This window comes from Nitrospinota bacterium (assembly GCA_016208975.1).
In the GTDB taxonomy this organism is placed as follows: domain Bacteria; phylum Nitrospinota_A; class UBA7883; order UBA7883; family JACRLM01; genus JACQXA01.
Map to the genome: position 1 here is coordinate 99,816 of JACQXA010000001.1, position 16,180 is coordinate 115,995.

Sequence of the window (16,180 nt, forward strand, 5' to 3'; positions counted from 1 at the left end):
AATATTTTATAAAAATTGCGGGGACCGGGGTCATGCGACTCCGGGGATGCTTGCGGTTTGGGTGGGCGGCTTTGGGGGTGCTAACTGGACAAGGGGGCTGGTGACCCCGGGGATGCTTAACAGGGAATGAGGCTTTAAACTGGCCGGGTAATGCTTGATTTGGGCTTACCCTTTGGAATACCATTACGTGTTTTCGCCAAGCGCGAACCTAGCAGTAACGAAATCTAAAAAGAGAGCAAGGTTTTGAAGATGGTTGACCATATCAAGGGTAAGAGGATCGAACCGGCCAGGATTAAAAAAGGGATGGCCGTTGACGAGCTTATAGACGGTTTCTTTAACGCCTACAACGCCGCCAGGCTGGCGGAGGCCTGCCGCCTGCTGGAAAAGAAGATACTTTCCAATGACACCACGCTGGGCATCTCCCTCACCGGCGCGCTTACCCCGGCGGGGCTGGGCTCTTCCTGCCTTGTTTCATGGATAGAAAACGGCTGGATTGACTATATCTCCACCACAGGGGCCAACCTTTATCACGACCTGCATTTCGGGCTAAACCTGCCGCTCCACAAGTCCACCCCCTTTGTGGACGATACGGAGCTGAGAAAACACGGCATCATCCGGATTTACGACATCGTTTTCGATTTCGAGGTGCTGGCCCGGTCGGATAAATATGTTTTCCATCTTCTGGAGCAGGCGGAGTTCAAACACAGAATGGGCACCGCCGAGCTTCACAACCTGATGGGCAAATATGTGGACGCCACCGAGAAAGAAACCGGCTCCCAAGGCTCCACCGTATTAGGCGCCGCTTACCGGAACGCCGTGCCGGTGTTCTGCCCGTCTCCTGGCGATTCCACCATCGGCCTTAACGCCGCCGCGCTAACGTTGACCGAGCCGGGGCATGAGATAGACCCCATCCGCGATGTCACCGAAAGCACCGCCATAGCGCTCCACGCCAAGCGGAGCGGTAAAAGCGCCGTGCTGATATTGGGCGGTGGAAGCCCGAAAAATTTCCTGTTACAAACCATTCCACAACTGGACGAGATAATGGAGATCCACGTGGAAGGGCACGACTATTTCATCCAGATAACCGACGCCCGGCCAGACACCGGCGGCCTTTCCGGCGCCACCCCGCACGAGGCGGTGAGCTGGGGCAAGGTAAACCCGGTTATGATCCCCGACACCGTGGTGGGATATATGGACACCACCATCGCCCTGCCGCTGATGACTTCGTATCTGCTAAACCGTATTGGGCCAAGAAAGCCCAAGAGGCTGTACGACCGTCGCGACGAGCTGGTGGCCAGGCTCACCGAAGAGTATAAAGCCGCGCAGGCGGGCAAATAATTAACGGCGTGGGTATGACAATGAAAAGCAGTTATTTCCGCAAGAGTATCGCCTTTGGCGCTGTGCTGGCCCTTTCCATGTTTACCGGGGCGTGTCAGGACCATCATTTCGAGCCGTATGAGAAGATAGGCCCACTGCCGGAGCCCAAGCCGGTTCCAGCGGAAGAAAGAAAGGCTCAACCATCAGCCCCGGCGCCCGCCATGCCCCCGCAGACAGCGCCATACTCCATGGGAGGCGCGTCTGCGCAGGCGCCAGCGGGATTCGCCGGTTTGATAGTTTCCGGCCGGGTGGAGCTTTCGCCCGCCACCGCTTCCAGCGCCCCGCAGGGGTGGACGTTGTACGTAATCGTGCGGCCCAAAGAAGGCGGCCCGGCGCTGGCGGCGAAAAGGTTTGATAAACCCGTGTTCCCCATAAAATTCGAACTTACCGAAAAAGACCTGATGATGGGCACGCCCACCGCCGGAATGGAGATTAGCGTGGAAGCGCGATACGATTCCGACGGCGACCCGATGACCAAGAAGCCGGAAGACTGGATAGGGAAGGCGGCCCAACCAGCGCCTATAGGTTTCAAAGGGGCCATTATCACCCTGGCAAGATAGGCGGGGTGAGTTAGCGCATAGCTTCGTGTCACCCCGGCCAAGCGACAGCGCGAGGCGGGGTCTGCGCCTGCCAAGGTCACGGGAAAGAATTTAGGCCCAGATGCCGGATCAAGTCCGGCATGATAACGCTTCGCTTCACCGAAGTCGCTGAGAGTAATGCTTCTCCGAGGTCGCCTGACCTCGGTCTTTAATTACGGCTTGGGAGTCGTGGTCGGGCGACCACGGGGAAGCTGGAGTTTCTTTGTACTTCACCGGGGATTTTGTGCTTCACCGAGGTCGCCTGACCTCGGTCTTTAATTATGGCCTTGGAGTCCGTGGTCGGGCGACCACGGGGAAGCGATAAGGGCCAAGCCTTGAATCATGTCTTTCTTCCACCGTATGCATTTCCCCTAATTCAACTGCAAGCTCTTCGCCACTCTCCGTATCTCCTCCTCGAACCTCTCTCTTGTAAAGTTGGCGTTGTGGGCCATTTCTTCACGGATCTGCTCGAAGTAGCGTTCTTTCTCTTTCTGGAAACTGGTGTCCAGCTCGGCTTTTTTGTTCATGATGTCGGTTATCAATTCCTGACGGCGGCGGTACTCTTCGGTTTTCAGCTCCATCCGTAGCATGTCGAAACGTTTCAACCGCTCTACGTTCAATTCATTTTCCAGCTGGGACAACCTGTCGGCCTCCCTGGCGCGGACTTCTTCCTCCATCCCCTTCAAACGGGTGGCGCGTTCGGCTTCCAGCTGGGTGTCCAGCTGGGCCAGCCGTTCGGCCAGTTTGGATTGCACATCCGTTTCCACATCCCGTTTGGCCCGTTCGCGGAAAATGCCCACTTCGTCCTGAACTTTCCGTTCCAGATGGCGTTTATCCATATCCGCGTCCAGCATGGCCCGTTGCGCCAGTTTTTCCTTTTCGGCGGCTATTTGCGCTTCCAGCGCGTTCCTGCGTTCGGCCCGGGCGATTTCCATTTCTTCGTTCAGCTTCTCCCAAAGCTCTATTTTCAGCCGGTCGGTTTCGTACCGCACCCATTCTTCCTGTTTACGCCACAACCTCTGCTTCCGGTCCTCCAGGCGCTCCACAAGGCTTTTTTCATGGGTGTCGTATTCTTTACGCAACGCTTCCAGGCGGCTGGCTTTCTCTTCGGCGATGGATATGTTTATCTCCCGGGCGCGTTCTATGCGCTCGTTCTCCATTTCCTGCTCCAACGCTTTGCGTCTTTTTGCGCGTTCTTCGGATATCTCCACTGCCAGGGTTTCCACGGCGGCCCGGCGGGCGTTTTTGGATTCCTCCTCCATTGCCAGGGCCAGGCGCTCTTTCTCCGCTGCGGCTTCCTGGCGGCTTTTGGCCACCAGCGAGTTCTTTTTGGACTCCAGCTCCAGCGCCATCAAATCTTCGGCCTGGCGTTGACGTTTTTGGAGAGTGGCTTTTATTTTCCCGGCGGCGGTCCTGTAACGCTCGGCCAGACGGCTGTCCAGGAACCTTCGGCGGAGGGCTTCCTCGTCGGTCATGCGGGAATCCACCAGGGCCAGCCGCCGTTCCTTTTCTTCCCGCTCCCACCTGCTCAACCGCTCCACATGACGCAGGCGCAGGGAGTCCAGCTCGGCCTTCAATGAATCCAACGCCCAGGATTTTTCCACCTCCAACCGTTCTTTCATTTCCAGTTCCATCCGGAACAGCCGGGGCCGCATGTCGGCGGTCATCTGGGCCACGGCCTCTTTATGCTCGGTCTCTATCTGGCGCAACAGCCGCGCCCGGGCCTCCTGTTCCTCATTCACAAGCCGTTCGGCCAACGATTCGCGGGCGGTGGTCTCGTCGGCCCGCAACCTGTCGCCCATTATCCTCATGCGGGCCTCGCGCTCGGCCTCTATCTCTCTTTTCACCAGCTCCAGCTTTCCGGTTTTTTCTTTTTCCACCTCGGCGTTCATCCGCTCGGCCATGCCAAGCCGCATGCTTACCGCCTCGTGGGCCAGGGAGCCTATGGAGTCGTTCCGTAACCGGGATACTTCCGCCTCCAGTTCCCCGATGCGCCGCGAGCGTTCCTCTGTGATGAGCGAATCTATGGCCGCCAGCCGTTCACGTTTGGCTTCTTCCACCGCCGCCTGAATGGACTGCTTACGCTCAGTTTCGAGGGTGACCATGCTCTGGGAAATATCGTCTATCAGCCGCGCCCGGAGGATGGCGGTTTCTTTCTCCACCTCTTTTTGCATGGCGGCGCGGATCTCTGCGGCCTCCTGTTGCGCTTCCAGCATGGCGGCGGCCCGTTTCATTTCCATATCGCGCTTGAACTGCTCCTCCCACTCGGCGAAAGCGCGCAGGGCGTCGTTACGTCTTAACTCCATCTCTTCGGCCAGGCCCGCCTCAGCGTCGGCCCGGGCTTTGTGGCGGATGTCTTCTATCTCGCTGGACAGCTCGCTTTTCAGGCGAAGCCGCTCACGTTCCACCTCGTCCACCATTTCATGGGTCTTGCGCTGACGGAAAGCGTCCACCTCGGTATGCACCTGATGGGTAAGGCGGTTGCGTTCCAGTTCGGATTTGCGCCTTAAGGCGGACATGGCGTGGGAGTTTTGCCGGTCATATTCCGTGTCGAAAAAGGCGGTGAGCCTCATTATTTCCTGGTGGGCCTGGTTTAAAAGCGATTTGGAGAAAAGCTCCGTTTCCGCCTGCGCGTCTTCTTTCAGCCTGGCCTTTAGCTTTGAAATGTCCTCGAAGATAAGCTCCTGCTCGGTGTCGCGGATTTTGCCGGTTTCTTCCTTGATAGAGGCGATTTTCTTTAAACGCTCCTGCTCCAGCTCCTGCCATACCACTTCACGGATATGTTCCACCTCGCGTTTGGAGCGGGTGTATGTCTCTTTCCTTAACCGTTCGTAAAGGTCTTCCAGTTCCGCGTTGGCCTTGTCCTTGCGCGATTTTATATAGCCGTCCAGCCCATCCAGCCCCTTTTTGCGCAGGGCTGTTATCTCGTCTTCCAGCTGGGCCAGCCGCTTCATCCGCTCATATTCGATCTCGCCGCGCAACTCTTCCAGCATCCGCTCCCGCTCACTGCCACGGGAAGCGTTTGGGGCGGGGTTCCAATAAAATTCGCTCATCTGGCCAATACCTTTTGTTTTGGTTTGCGGAACCCGGCGGGTGGAACAAAATGGGATAGCGGGGGGCGAACAGACAAACTACGGCGTGAAAAGTTGCGTTCAGGCGAAGCCATAAAAAGCCCTCAACCGGAAATTTAGACCCACCAAAGATTATGGGATATTACAGGTTTATACCTGTTCTGTCAAGTATTTCCGGGTGTTAGGGCTGTTTTCTTAAAAACATTCCTTGGCTATTTTAAGGCAGGTTTCCGCCCGGTTAAGGGTGTATAAATGCACCCCCGGAGCGCCTTGCTTTAGAAGCTCTTTGGCCTGGGAGATTGCGTGGGCTGTGCCTATTTCCGCCACGGCGTCCTGGCCTTCATTTTCTCCGGCTTTCTCCAACTCCGCCAGTAACGAGGGGGGCAGGGTGGCGCCGCACAGGGAGGCTATCTTTTTTATAGTTCCCAGATTGATGATGGGCAGAACGCCGGGGATGATCGGTTTGGTTATACCGGCGCTTCGGGCCCGTTCCACGAACTTCCAGTACAGATCGTTATCGAAAAACAGCTGGGTGACGGCAAAATCCCCCCCGCAATCCAGCTTGTTCTTAAGCTGATGCAGGTCATCTTCCGCCGACACGGCTTCGGGATGGGTTTCCGGGTATGCGGCAACCCCAACACCGAACCGGGTGAAGCCGTTCCGGATGAAACGCACCAGGTCGTCGGCATGGGTGAAGCTCTGGTTCGTGGGTTTGAACGCGCCATCGCCCCTTGGAGGGTCTCCCCTTAAGGCCAGAACGTTGTCTATCCGCGCGGCGGAGAGTTTGTTCAGGAAATCGGCCAGGAACGCGTCGGACGCGCCCACGCAGGTAAGATGGGCCATGGGCTCCATGCCGTACTGGTTCTTTATTTTGTCCACTATGTCCAGCGTGTTGGACTGGGTGCCGCCGCCAGCGCCATAAGTAACAGAAACGAATAGAGGATTCGTGGATTTTAGCTTCTCCACAACCTTGAAAAAGTCTCCCCATGCTTCCCTTTCCTTGGGCGGGAAGAACTCCAGAGACAGGAACTGGCCTTTTTTTTCGTGTAAAAGTTCGGCTATTCGCAAGAAACAACTCCCCAATAAAACGCGAAATTGCCCTTTAGCGTAACCGTTTGTATTGGAAACGGGGGCTTTAGGGCGTGGGGTTATTATAGACGGTAACAACGGGTTGATGTCAAAAATAAAATGGAAAACAACTTGACTAAACCTTTATAATTTATGACAATTATTCATTTTATGGGCGCGTAGCTCAGGGGGAGAGCGCTTGCTTGACACGCAAGAGGCCGGAGGTTCGAAACCTCCCGCGCCCACCATCGCGCCACAGGTTGTGTTACAGCCGCGGTTCCAGCGCCGGGCTTGGGTTGCTGGCGTGAAATCAGCGGTTTTATTGGAGGTTTAGAGTATTAGCAAGTCTTTAAGGGTTAACAGCCAGATCAGGTCGTACCAGGTGATGGTAGTGGGCGCCGATGGGGCCCAGCTTGGCGTTATGTCGGTGGAAGAAGCGTTAGGCCATGCGGCGGACGCGGAGATGGATCTTGTGGAGGTTTCTCCGAACGCCACACCGCCGGTATGCAAGATAATGGATTTCGGCAAATTCAAATACCGGCAGAACAAGAAATCCCACGACGCTAAGAAAAAGCAGAAAATAATAAAGCTTAAGGAAGTTAAAATAACGCCCGGCACCGAGGAGCACGATTACCAGTTCAAACTTAGCCACGCCAGAAGGTTTCTGGGCGAAGGCGACAAGGTGAAAGTGGCTGTGTTCTTCCGTGGCAGGGAGATAACCCATGCGGAACTGGGCCTCCGGATCCTGCAGAGGTTCGAGGCGGACCTTACGGAAATCGCCGTGGTGGAGCAGGAGGCCAAGCAAGAGGGCAGGAACATGTTAATGATCTTCGCCCCTAAAGCAGGCGGTGAAAGCGCGGCCAGGAAAGCCAAGCCCAAAACCGATGACGATGACCAGATGGAAAACTCCGGTGATGCCGGGGAAACAGAGTGAACGGAAGGAGTTCGAAAAGTGCTGAAAACTAACAAAGGCGCCGCCAAACGGTTGCGGGTGACCGGATCTGGCAAAGTAAAACATAAAAAAGCGTTCTTGCGCCACATACTCACCAACAAAACGGCGAAAAACAAACGCCAGTTGAGGAGCGCCGGCTTGCTGGACAAGGCGGACGTGAAAGAGGCCAAGCGCCTGTTGCCGTACTCTTTTTAAGGCTGGTATAAATCCAGCGGTTTTAGAAAACTCAATCAGGAGTGAACTGTAATGCCTAGAGCGACTAATAATCCGGCTTCCAGGGCCCGGCGGAAAAAAGTGCTGAAAATGGCCAAGGGCTATTTCGGCTCCCGGGGAAGCCAGTTTCAGAAAGCAAAGGAAACCGTAACCCGCGCCCTTAAATACGCCTATCGCGACAGGCGCGCCAGGAAGCGGGATTTCCGCGGCCTTTGGATAGTGCGTATCAACGCGGCGGTAAGGATGGAGGGGTTGAACTACTCCACATTCATCGCGGGTCTCACCAAGGCCGGTGTATCGGTGGATCGCAAGATCATGGCCGACCTGGCTGTTAGAGAGCCGGAGGCTTTCAAGAAGCTTGTTACCTTGGCCAAGGAGAGCCTGGCGGCCACCGCCGCCTGATAGCGGTTTAACCGCTGTTAAAGCTCTTTTCTTCGCTGAAACATAACGGGTTCGCGGATTACTTGAAGTCCGCGAACCTTTTTGTTTTTGGCTTTCCAAGCGCCTTAACCCCGCCTGATAAAAACTCTTGAACTGCGGCCAGATGGCCTATATTATGTATTGGCAAGTGATTCAAATAGATAAGCCGCATTAGCAAATGTTTAACTTCAACGCTTGACCGGGGTCGGCTGAAAGATGGATTTTTCGCGTCTTGATAGTGTTCTAGAGAGCCTGGACGTTCTCCTGGAGCAGATCGAATCCATGAAGGAAGAGAACCGGGAGTTGAAGCGGAAGATCTACGCGCTGGAGCTGAACCTGGCCCAGGCCAAAGCCGCCGCCACAAACGACGCGCTGAAAGCGAAACATTCTAACCTTATCGAAGAGCGCGACCGGCTGGTGATGGACCGGGAACTTATGCGAAAGAAAATCGAGAGCCTGTTGAGCCGTATAGACGCGGCCATCGAGACGGAGGAAGGAGCGCCGCACGTTGAGTGACAACCGAACCGTCCGGATAAAGATCCATGGCCGGGAATACACCATAAAGTCGGCGCAAGACCCGCAGGTCACCAAGGAATACGCCGAGTATATAGACAGGAAGATGCGGGAAATATCGCACAAGAGCGGCTCTTTCGACACCAACACCGTTACGGTGCTAACCCTGCTCCAGATAACCCACGAGCTTTTTTCCATGCGGAAAAACGTGGACCGGCAAGGGCTGGATTACAACGAGCGAATGGCGAAGATTATAGAGAAGCTGGACAAGATGACCGGCAAGGGCGGCGTGCAGACAACGCTGGTGGATTAGTTTACCAGTTGTCCCCCCAAAAAATCAGCCATCACCTGATGCCCTTTTTCAGATAAATGGCAATCGTCGGCGTACAGGAAATAATCTTTCGAAGATCCTCCTGCGTTTAAAAAATAGTCATGGGGGTCTATAAACTTTATGTTCTCCTGTGACAGATAACCGGCCACAAGCTTTCGAGCCTTCAATAACTCTGGCGTATTCTCCCTAAGCTGATATTCGCTTGGCAGAAGGGTTACGATAAATTCCACATTCGCGGTTTTGGCCATACCGGCTATCTCTTTCAACGTTTTCATGGCGGCGATGAAGGATGGGTTAGTTTCGCCATACAAACCGGAGTTGAAAAGTGTGTATTGCCTGCTCCGGTCGAACGCCACGTTCTTTAGCAAAAGAAACAGTTTTGAATTGGCCTGCAACGCCTGCATCAGCGGATGGGTGATACGCTTTACGGTGTTACCCTTATCATCCGGCTGGTTTCCCTTTAGCCCGTTATCCATATCGGCCACGTCGTTTATGCAGAAGAAGAGAACCACCTTTTTTATTCCTGGCGTAGAGCCAAGATATTGCTCCGCCGCTTGTTTGTACTGTACAGGGCCAGAGCCTATAACTGCGGAATTTAACAACCTTACGCCGGGAAGCTTCTTTTGCAGTATGGCAACAAAAGTGCGCTCATCCTCCACGCCAACGCCGAAGGTTACAGAATCGCCAATCACAAGATAGGATCCATCGGCGCCGGTTATGGGGGAGAAGGCGGTTTTCCTCATGCCAAGGCCGTCTATATGGGCCACAGCGCCGAAAGAGACCCCCTCGGAATCGGGAATGTTGCCGAAGATTTTTTCTTCCCTCTGGTTCCGGATAAGCGTTTTGGATGTGCCCTGGAAATTTATCTCCGGGAAAAAGAATCTGGCGCCAGCCTCAAGAACAATAAGAAAAACGCCAGCCACGGCCACGGACAACGCCAGTAGCGCCAGCCTGAAAACAAGCTTCTTCACCTTCACTATCCCCCCGAGTTGGAATCCGTGGTCTGGCGACCACGGGGAAGCGATAAAACATGTCACGCTAAATTATATACAGGAACGGGGTTTAAGGTAGTGGTATGGCTATTAAAATAGTGTTTACCGGTTTTAATCAATATTGCTGTCGCATGAGGTCCCGGCGGCAATCCATCTTCTGATCAGCCTGCCCGCCAGTTGGTCCAGCGGCGCGGGAACCCACGGGATGAACATGCGCGGGTTTGCCAAGGCGCCGCACATGTAGCGTTTTTCGCCATCGCTCCAGATGAGGGCGCCGCATGTCCCGCGAAACTTGAGGAAAAGCGCGATACCCACCGGGCACGGTTCCGCAATACAACATACCCCGCATCCGTTGCATGGCTCGCCTGTGGCTGGTTTTAGGGGCGCTTTGGGATTGATGACAGTATTCATTGTGATATTTTCGCATGATTCAGCGATAAAGAACCGTGGTCGGGCGACCACGGGGAAGCGAATGTTGTCATGCCGGACTTGATCCGGCATCCGGGCTTCACCCGTTTCGACATCAAGGCCCTGATCCCGTATAGGCGCTTTCGCGCCTTCCGGGATGACATGGCGTAAGCGATGAAAAAGGTTAAATCTGGACGGCCACGGGGAAGCGGTGGAAGAGGAACCGTGGTCGGGCGACCAAGGGGAGGCGGTTATATTGAAAACGCGAGTCCGGTTATAATCAGTTAGACTTAATCAAATAATCCTTCATCAGTTTTGCCGCCAGTATTAACAGCGGCGTGGCGTGCATTATCAAATCGAAAATGTCTATGGGTTTGGTCAACACCCCATTCTTGAGCATGATTAACTTTTCCACCAGATGCGGCATGGGCGAGAACGGAGCCAGCGCCAACGCCACAGCCAGCGGTATTAATAGAGAGTAGGGGATAGAATCCAGCAGTTTCACGTTATCTCCTTTTGGGGCCTTCTATACGTCTTTGCGGCCCCAGTTCTTGCCATCCACCATGAAGAACAGTACCGGTATCACGATAAGCGTGAGGGCCGTGGATGCCGTCATGCCGAATATAAGCGCCCAGCTCAAACCGCTCCACACCGGGTCCGCGGCTATCACCGCGGAGCCCAATATGGCCGCCGCGGCGGTGAGGGCTATGGGGCGGAACCTTATGGCTCCAGCCTCTATAATGGCATCCTCCACTGTGGCGCCTTCGTTCTTCTTGTCCAGTATGAATTCCAGAAGCACTATGGAGTTTCGCACAACTATTCCCGAAAGGGCGATGATGCCTATCATCGAGGTGGCCGAAAGGTAAACCCCCACAAGCGCGAAGCCGGGCATGATGCCTATCATGGCCAGCGGGATGGAACCCATGATCACCAGCGGTATCATGAACGACCTGAACCGCCCAACGAGGATGAGGTATATCAGCACCACCGCCACCACCATGGCCATGCCCAGGTCGCGCATGACGTCCCAGGTGAGTTTCCATTCGCCGTCCCACACTATGGTGTAGCCTTCGGGTAACGGGTTTTTCCAGAAATGGATGATCATGTCCAGCACGGCGTAAACCGAGCCCCTGTCGCCCATCTCGCCGAACACATACACTACCGGCTCCAGGTTCTTGTGATACAGCGGCCGCTCTATCTCGCCGGGAATGATGGACACCAGCTCCGACAGGGGCGCGATAACCCCCTGCGGGCTCTTGATATACATCTTGTCCAAGTCGTCCGGGCTGGAGCGGGAGCCTTCCGGGTAGCGCATGAAAATGCCCACCGGGGTTTTCGCGTCGGTCACGTGCAGGGTGCTAACCACCGCGCCATTAACGCCCACGCGAAGCTCACGCACGATGTCTTCGGTGGATACGCCGAGATATGTGGCTTTTTCCTTATCCACCTTCAAGTAATACTTGTGAGTTTTCTCCTTAACGGTGTCGTCTATGTCCGTAACCTCGCTGGTTCCGGCGAAAGCGTTTTTAACGTCCGTCGCCAGCTCGCGGGCCTTGTCGTAATCCGGGCCGTATATTTCCGCCACCAGGGTGGAGCGCACCGGCGGGCCGGGCGGGTCTTCCAAAACCTTGATGTTGGCGTTGAACGGTTTGCCCATCTCGTGAAGCCTGGGCCGGATGGCCAGAACTATTTCTTCCGACGAGCGGGGCCTGTCCGCCTTGTCCGAGAGGTTCACGCGGATGTCGGCGAAATGCTCCTGGTTGCGGAATGAGCTTCCGCGCAGGAGGCCGTTGAAATCAATTACGGAACCCACGCCCACGAAGGTTTCGTAATCCGTCACTTCCGGGACTTTTGCAAGATACGCCCCCACGGCCCGGGCTAGCTCGTCGCTCTTTTCGTGGACAGTGCCGTTGGGCATGTCTATGGTTACAAGGAATGTGTTCTTGTTGGCCTTGGGCAACATGCGGAACTTAACAAGCTGAACCATGGGCATCGCTATGGCCACGAAGAACGCCACCAGTACGATAGTTAAAAACTTCATCCGTTTACGGTAATCGGTGAGCAGGGGGAGCATTATCTCCCGGTACTTTTTATAAAGCTTCTGCCCGGCCAGAGGTTGCGCTGAATGGTCGTCATGCACCTTTATAAGCCTGTAACTCGCCCACGGGGTAACGATGAACGCCACCGCCAGCGACACCAGCATGGCCACCGGCACGTTGAACGGTATGGGCGCCATGTAAGGGCCCATCATGCCCGTGACGAACGCCATGGGGATGAACGCCACGATGACCGTCAACGTGGCCAGCACCGTGGGGGAGCCTATTTCGTTAACAGCTTCTATGGCGGATTTCATCCTGTCCTGCGCGCCCATCTTGTAGTGGCGGTAGATGTTTTCCACCACCACAATTGCGTCGTCCACCAGCAGGCCCAGCGAAAGGATTAACGCGAACAGGGTGATGCGGTTTATGGTTTGGCCGTAAACCATCCCCACGCCGAGGGTTACAAAAAGGGTGAGGGGTATGGCGATGGCCACTATCATGGACTCGCGCCAGCCCAGGGCGAAGTAGAGCAGGGCCACCACCACCAGTATGGATATAACCAGGTGGAAAACCAGTTCGTTCACGGCGTGGTTGGCCTTCTCGCCATCGTTCCGGGTGATGTGGGCCTCCACACCCTGGGGTATCACACCCGATTTTTTCAACTCCTCCACGCGGTCAATTATCTTGTCGGCTATCACCACCGCGTTGAGGCCCCGCTTTTTGGCGATGGCCACGGTTACGGCGGAGCGTTCGGATTTGTCCTGCTCTTTTGCGGCGGGGCCGAAACCGATACGGGTTTTGGCGTTGGTGTCCTCGAAACCATCTTCCACCTGGGCGATGTCTTTCAGCAACACCAGGCTACCGCCATAATTTGCCACCACCACATTGCCCACATCCTCCGCCGTCCGGAGGAAATCTCCGGTCTCCACGAACTGGAGTATGTCGTCTTTCGGGAAATCGCCAACGGGCAAGTTGGAGTTGCTGATGCTGATAGCGGCGGCTATCTGCTGGGCGTTCAGGTTGTACTGGCTCACCTTCTCCGGGTCGAACACCACGTTCACCTGCCGTTTCCTGCCGCCGATAATGTTTGGGTTGGCCGTGCCGGGGATGCGCCGCAGATAGTCCAGCACATCTTCGGCGGTTTTGCGTAGCTCGCCGTCATTTTCAGTTTTCGAAGAGAGGGTAACGGCCACCAGCGGCACGTCGTCCACGTCCACAGGTTTTACTATGGGCTGGCTGGCCATTTCCGGCTTGCGGTCCAGGTTGCTCATTATCTTGTCGTACAGCCTCACCAGCGAGTTTTCCTTGTGCTCGCCCACGTAGAACCGGACGGAGACTATGGATAGCGAGTCCATAGAGACGCTGTAAACATACTCCACCCCCGGCAGTTCCCAGATGAGCGCCTCCATGGGTTTGGAGATATGCTCCTCCACCTCTTTGGCCGAAGCGCCGGGATACTGGACGAACACGTTGGCCGCCGGAACCGTGATTTGCGGATTTTCCTCGCGGGGGGTTATCACAAGGGCCAGCAGGCCGAAAAAAGTCACAAAAACCATCAGCAGGATGGTTAGCTGGGAATTTATAAAATATCGCGCCAGCCGCCCGGCGAAATTCATTGAGTCATTCTTTTCTTCCATGACCGATACACCTTCGATGGAAAATCAGGTTTGAGTTGTGGGTTTACCGCCACCGGGCTTTGCCGTACATGCCGGCGCGCAATCCCTCGGTGAGAGGCAGGTCTATCCTCACAAGGAAACTGTGGCTGGCCCTGTCTCCGGCGGGCACAATCTGCGCCACCGTGCCGCTGATGGTTTTATTTGGCAGAGCGTCCACCGTAACCTCCACCTTGTCGCCCACACCTATCAGGTTGATGTCCGACTCTTTCACGCTGGTCTCGAACCGCAGGTTCTTCGTGTCCGCCACTTTCACCACCGGCTGGCCGGGGGAGGTAAGCTCACCCACTTCCACCGATTTGCTTTCGATAACTCCATTTATGGGGGAAACGATATTGGTATAAGCGAGATAAACCTGGGCTTTGCGAAGTTCCGCCTCGGCCACGGCCACACCGGCTTGGGCCCTTTGCATGGCCGTGTTCGCCTCGTCATATGCGCTCTGGGTGGTGGAACCCTGGCTCAAAAGCCTTTTCTGGCGGTCGAAGCCGAGGGTGGCGTTTTCGTAGGCCGCCTTGGCCGAATCCAGATGCCCGCGGGCCAGCGCCACATTGGCGCCCAGTTCGCCATCGTCCAGTTTCATTATCACCTGGCCCTTTTTAACCGGTGAGCCCAAATCGCCGGATATCCGTACAACCTGGGCCGAAATCTTGGACGACAGGGTTATGGAGGCTTTGGAGGCCACCACTCCTGTGGAAAGGATCAACGGCTGAGGAGCGGGCGCCGGAGCCTGCGCTGGTTGAGGGGCTTTTTGAGGTGCGGGTTGCGCCTGACCATGGGCTAGGGGCGCGGCTAGCGATAGGCCGGTTATGGCCGCGAAGAACGTGTTCATCCACAAAGATTTCATTACCGCTTCTCCTTTATTGAACCGCTATCCAGCCCAAGGGTTAGATCCAGCTTGGCGCGGGACAACAGCATCTCGTGATCGGACGCTATTTTGTTTAACCTTGCCCTTTCCAACTGGGTTTCGGAAGCCAGCAGGTCTGCGGAAGATTTCAGCCCTTCGATGAATTGCTGACTGATTATCCTGTGGCTCTCCTCGGCCAGCGACACCTGGCGAAGGGCTATCACGCTATTCTCAACGGCGGTCTTCAACCCGCTGATGTCCCGCTCAACTTCGGTCCTGATCGAATCTTTCAACAGGCGTTCATGGAATTTATGGGCCTCTTCCACGGCGCGGGCGGCTTTATACCTGGCCGCGTCACGCCCGCCGGAAAAAAGGTTCCATCTGGCTTCCACCGCCACCATGTACGATTCGCCGCCGGTTTTGGCCAGGTCTTCCTGATTCCATTCATAATCAGCGGCCAGCCCCACCGAGGGTAAAAAACCGCCCGCCGCCGATTTAACGTCGTAACCGGCCATGGCTACCCCGGCGGAGGTTTTTTGCAAGTCCGCCCGGTTTTCATAGGCGACCTTCAGCGATTCATCCACATCCACCACACCCGGCTCAAAGGTGTATTCACCGAATTGGGGCGATAGCTCACCGGCGCCCAACAACGTTTTCAACGCGGATTTGGCCAGCTGGATATTGGCGAGGGTGGCGTTTATCTCTTTGCGGACCCGCTCGTAATTTATCTGCATGTCCAGCAGGTCGGAATTCAGCGCCATTCCCGCGTCAACCCGGTTCCGGGCCACTTTCAAACTTTCAAGAGCCAGCGATTTTGAATGTTCCAGCGTTTCGAGGCTCTTATTTAGAAGACTCAGGTTCAGCCAACCTTCAACCACCCTGAACGCCACCTCACGGCGGGTTTGTCCCAAATCCAGCTCCGCAATGCGGGCGGCGCTTTCGGCCTTGCGGTATTCGTTGTGTATCTGGCCCCCCGCGAAAAGGGGCTGACGTAGCGAAACCGCCGTCTTCCAGTTGGCCATCGCCTCGGGATTGTTAAGCGCCGAAGGCTCAAAATCCTGTTGGGCGATACGCTCCTGATTCAACCTGGCGCCGAAAGCATACATGGGGTTGTTGGTCTTGCTGTACGTTTCGCTGACTTCCACCGTGGGCATAAACCCAGCCCTGGCCATGGATAACGATTCGTCCGCGGCGGTTTTTTGGGCGGCGGCGACCCTTACCTCCAGGTTGTTTTCCATGGCTATGGCCAAAGCTTCCGACAGGGTAATGGCCCCGGCGGAAAGTGGGGATAGCGTAGCGGAAAAAGAAAATAGAAGTCCCCAGAACCACATCATTCGCATGGGTTTTTATCTCTTCCTTTACGGTTATCAGCCTACGGCCGCGGCGCTGTCTATAAAATCCACCAGCGCCGGTTTTGGCACGGCGCCCACAATCTGGTTGGCCACTTTGCCGTTCTTGAACAGGATGAGCGTGGGGATGCCCCGGATGCCGTACCGGGCCGGTATCTGGTAGGCCGCCTCGGTGTCGCATTTGGCTATTTTCACCTTGCCCGCGTATTCACCGGCCAGCTCTTCGATAATGGGGGCGATCATCCGGCAGGGGCCGCACCAGGCCGCCCAGAAATCCACCAACACCGGAATATCGCTGTTCAACACTTCCGTCTGGAAATTGTCGTCGTTCACATGCACCACTTTAGACATG

The 16,180-nt window shown here is 55.5% G+C and carries 16 protein-coding genes and 1 tRNA gene; 8 read left to right on the forward strand and 9 right to left on the reverse strand.

Annotation, left to right across the window (positions count from 1 at the left end):
- Nucleotides 1-249 precede the first annotated feature (249 nt).
- The gene (locus HY751_00445) at nucleotides 250-1,338 is read left to right on the forward strand and encodes a deoxyhypusine synthase (protein MBI4664855.1); all 1,089 of its coding nucleotides are present in this window, start codon (nucleotides 250-252) and stop codon (nucleotides 1,336-1,338) included.
- A 20-nt stretch (nucleotides 1,339-1,358) separates the two neighbouring features.
- Entirely contained in the window at nucleotides 1,359-1,937 is a 579-nt protein-coding gene (locus tag HY751_00450; protein ID MBI4664856.1) for a hypothetical protein, read from the forward strand.
- 389 nt (nucleotides 1,938-2,326) lie between these two features.
- On the opposite strand, the gene HY751_00455 is transcribed toward HY751_00450, so the two are convergent.
- Both HY751_00455 and metF read right to left on the reverse strand, forming a co-directional pair.
- Nucleotides 2,327-5,008, reverse strand: a complete 2,682-nt coding sequence (locus tag HY751_00455) for a hypothetical protein (protein ID MBI4664857.1) — start codon at nucleotides 5,006-5,008, stop codon at nucleotides 2,327-2,329.
- 213 nt (nucleotides 5,009-5,221) lie between these two features.
- Nucleotides 5,222-6,094 carry a methylenetetrahydrofolate reductase [NAD(P)H] gene (gene metF, locus HY751_00460; protein MBI4664858.1) on the reverse strand — a complete coding sequence of 291 codons (873 nt, stop codon included), beginning with the start codon at nucleotides 6,092-6,094 and terminating at the stop codon, nucleotides 5,222-5,224.
- A gap of 173 nt (nucleotides 6,095-6,267) precedes the next feature.
- Here metF and HY751_00465 point away from each other — a divergent pair.
- The 6 genes from HY751_00465 (at nucleotide 6,268) to HY751_00490 (ending at nucleotide 8,505) form a co-directional block, all read left to right on the forward strand.
- Nucleotides 6,268-6,342, forward strand: a tRNA-Val gene (locus HY751_00465).
- Between the two features lie 89 nt (nucleotides 6,343-6,431).
- Entirely contained in the window at nucleotides 6,432-7,028 is a 597-nt protein-coding gene (infC, locus tag HY751_00470; protein MBI4664859.1) for a translation initiation factor IF-3, read from the forward strand.
- Between the two features lie 18 nt (nucleotides 7,029-7,046).
- Entirely contained in the window at nucleotides 7,047-7,241 is a 195-nt protein-coding gene (gene rpmI, locus HY751_00475; protein MBI4664860.1) for a 50S ribosomal protein L35, read from the forward strand.
- A gap of 51 nt (nucleotides 7,242-7,292) precedes the next feature.
- Nucleotides 7,293-7,661 (forward strand): 50S ribosomal protein L20, encoded by a 369-nt coding sequence (rplT, locus tag HY751_00480; GenBank protein ID MBI4664861.1) that lies wholly within the window; start codon nucleotides 7,293-7,295, stop codon nucleotides 7,659-7,661.
- Nucleotides 7,662-7,895: 234 nt separating this feature from the next.
- Nucleotides 7,896-8,195, forward strand: a complete 300-nt coding sequence (locus tag HY751_00485; GenBank protein ID MBI4664862.1) for a hypothetical protein — start codon at nucleotides 7,896-7,898, stop codon at nucleotides 8,193-8,195.
- Nucleotides 8,188-8,505, forward strand: coding sequence for a cell division protein ZapA (locus tag HY751_00490; GenBank protein ID MBI4664863.1), 318 nt, complete (start codon nucleotides 8,188-8,190; stop codon nucleotides 8,503-8,505). The genes HY751_00485 and HY751_00490 overlap by 8 nt, the downstream gene beginning before the upstream one ends.
- Here HY751_00490 and HY751_00495 read toward each other — a convergent pair.
- The 7 genes from HY751_00495 to trxA all read right to left on the reverse strand — a co-directional run bounded on the left by HY751_00495 (nucleotide 8,502) and on the right by trxA (nucleotide 16,179).
- Nucleotides 8,502-9,494: an SGNH/GDSL hydrolase family protein gene (locus tag HY751_00495; GenBank protein ID MBI4664864.1), complete on the reverse strand. Its 993-nt coding sequence runs from the start codon at nucleotides 9,492-9,494 to the stop codon at nucleotides 8,502-8,504. The genes HY751_00490 and HY751_00495 overlap by 4 nt on opposite strands.
- A 132-nt stretch (nucleotides 9,495-9,626) precedes the next feature.
- Nucleotides 9,627-9,926 (reverse strand): hypothetical protein, encoded by a 300-nt coding sequence (locus HY751_00500; GenBank protein ID MBI4664865.1) that lies wholly within the window; start codon nucleotides 9,924-9,926, stop codon nucleotides 9,627-9,629.
- 277 nt (nucleotides 9,927-10,203) lie between these two features.
- Complete coding sequence (locus HY751_00505) at nucleotides 10,204-10,422, reverse strand: hypothetical protein (GenBank protein ID MBI4664866.1); 219 nt, start codon at nucleotides 10,420-10,422, stop codon at nucleotides 10,204-10,206.
- A 27-nt stretch (nucleotides 10,423-10,449) separates the two neighbouring features.
- A complete protein-coding gene (locus tag HY751_00510) occupies nucleotides 10,450-13,599 on the reverse strand; it encodes an efflux RND transporter permease subunit (GenBank protein ID MBI4664867.1) in 3,150 nt (1,049 codons plus the stop codon).
- A 43-nt stretch (nucleotides 13,600-13,642) separates the two neighbouring features.
- Nucleotides 13,643-14,479 (reverse strand): efflux RND transporter periplasmic adaptor subunit, encoded by an 837-nt coding sequence (locus tag HY751_00515; protein ID MBI4664868.1) that lies wholly within the window; start codon nucleotides 14,477-14,479, stop codon nucleotides 13,643-13,645.
- On the reverse strand, nucleotides 14,479-15,813 hold the full coding sequence (locus tag HY751_00520) for a TolC family protein (GenBank protein MBI4664869.1): 1,335 nt from the start codon (nucleotides 15,811-15,813) through the stop codon (nucleotides 14,479-14,481). The genes HY751_00515 and HY751_00520 overlap by 1 nt, the downstream gene beginning before the upstream one ends.
- Nucleotides 15,814-15,846: 33 nt before the next feature.
- Nucleotides 15,847-16,179: a thioredoxin gene (trxA, locus tag HY751_00525; protein MBI4664870.1), complete on the reverse strand. Its 333-nt coding sequence runs from the start codon at nucleotides 16,177-16,179 to the stop codon at nucleotides 15,847-15,849.
- Nucleotide 16,180: the final 1 nt, after the last annotated feature.

Bases quoted from the DNA above. Each gene is read 5' to 3' on its own strand.
- HY751_00445 (MBI4664855.1), top strand. From the start codon at position 250: ATGGTTGACCATATCAAGGGTAAGAGGATCGAACCGGCCAGGATTAAA.
- HY751_00450 (MBI4664856.1), top strand. From the start codon at position 1,359: ATGAAAAGCAGTTATTTCCGCAAGAGTATCGCCTTTGGCGCTGTGCTG.
- HY751_00455 (MBI4664857.1), bottom strand. From the start codon at position 5,008: ATGAGCGAATTTTATTGGAACCCCGCCCCAAACGCTTCCCGTGGCAGT.
- rplT (MBI4664861.1), top strand. From the start codon at position 7,293: ATGCCTAGAGCGACTAATAATCCGGCTTCCAGGGCCCGGCGGAAAAAA.
- HY751_00485 (MBI4664862.1), top strand. From the start codon at position 7,896: ATGGATTTTTCGCGTCTTGATAGTGTTCTAGAGAGCCTGGACGTTCTC.
- HY751_00500 (MBI4664865.1), bottom strand. From the start codon at position 9,926: ATGAATACTGTCATCAATCCCAAAGCGCCCCTAAAACCAGCCACAGGC.
- HY751_00510 (MBI4664867.1), bottom strand. From the start codon at position 13,599: ATGGAAGAAAAGAATGACTCAATGAATTTCGCCGGGCGGCTGGCGCGA.
- HY751_00515 (MBI4664868.1), bottom strand. From the start codon at position 14,479: ATGAAATCTTTGTGGATGAACACGTTCTTCGCGGCCATAACCGGCCTA.
- HY751_00520 (MBI4664869.1), bottom strand. From the start codon at position 15,813: ATGATGTGGTTCTGGGGACTTCTATTTTCTTTTTCCGCTACGCTATCC.
- trxA (MBI4664870.1), bottom strand. From the start codon at position 16,179: ATGTCTAAAGTGGTGCATGTGAACGACGACAATTTCCAGACGGAAGTG.